This window comes from Gammaproteobacteria bacterium, assembly GCA_003696665.1.
GTDB lineage: Bacteria > Pseudomonadota > Gammaproteobacteria > Enterobacterales.
In genome coordinates, this window is sequence record RFGJ01000440.1 from 1 (window position 1) to 1,083 (window position 1,083).

Genomic DNA, 1,083 nt, shown 5'->3' on the forward strand with positions numbered 1-1,083 from the left:
CCAGACACGACAATGGTCGGCACCTCAATGTCATTGGCGCTCATCGCCTTCAATGTCTGGTAGCCATCCATTTCGGGCATGGTGAGGTCTAAAAACATCAGATCGATGTCTTCTGCTTCCAAAATGGCGAGCGCTTCCCGTCCATTGGCAGCAAACTGAACATCGGTCGCCAAACCTTCTGGTAACGCTCGGGCAAGTTGTTTCCGGGCAAAGCCAGAGTCATCGCAAATCAATACTCGCGCCATAACAGCCAACACCTAGGTAAAAGTTAGGGTTATGTCATACAGTAAAGTGCAAGATCACGATAACCGCAAGATCGACAAGCAATTAATCCACCGGCGGTGATTGCAGGACAAACGGGTGGGAAATCCAATAATAAAGACCATCGTTTGCCGGTGCAGTACAGTTGTATCGAAAACGCGGGCCGACAAATGGTCGCGTTGTCTGGGCAAGCACTTCCATGCCATTTGATGTCATGGCGATCTTTGTCGGAATGGCGCCGACACCGCTCGCATAACATTGTACCCGAAGGCGCGTAGTCACATAGAACTTCAATTCGGGCATCGTTTCCGAGACAAAACTTTCACTTGACCAGAACTGACCATCTACGGGCATCGGTAACGTTCTGAGTTTTTCACGGAATGAGGCATGTGAAACATAGCGATTGAGTGGAAACCGTGGCAATGCCTGCCAATCCGGTTGCCAAGGCAAAGGGCCCGAGTGTTGACCAAAGGCTATCCACCCGTTGTTCCGGGCCAGACGCTTCAATGCCAGTGAGTATTCACCGTAAGGATACGCGAGAATCGACGGTTTCTGTCCGGTATGCTTTGCAAGCAACACCATGGAACGCATCACATCGTCCTTCACCCATTTGGGTCCCTTGTCTCGCAATGCGTGAGCAAGATGTGCGTGCGCATGTGAGTGACTGGCGAAAAACACACCCTGGCGTGCCAAACGTCGAATTTGCGGCCAAGACAAATACAACCCGGGTTGGTCGCGAATATGGCTTGTTGGCACAAACACCGTGGCGGGCAAGCCCTTCTGGCTCAAAATTGGCCAAGCATGCGTCAAAAAATTTTGGTA

General features: G+C 51.2%; 2 protein-coding genes. Both read right to left on the reverse strand.

What is annotated here, in order from left to right; all coding sequences use genetic code 11:
* Positions 1–233: response regulator (locus tag D6694_10990; GenBank protein ID RMH39625.1), on the reverse strand; the 233-nt coding region annotated here is incomplete at its 3' end.
* A gap of 94 nt (positions 234–327) precedes the next feature.
* Positions 328–1,083, reverse strand: a 756-nt coding sequence (locus tag D6694_10995) for a hypothetical protein (GenBank protein RMH39624.1), incomplete at its 5' end; no start/stop codon positions are given.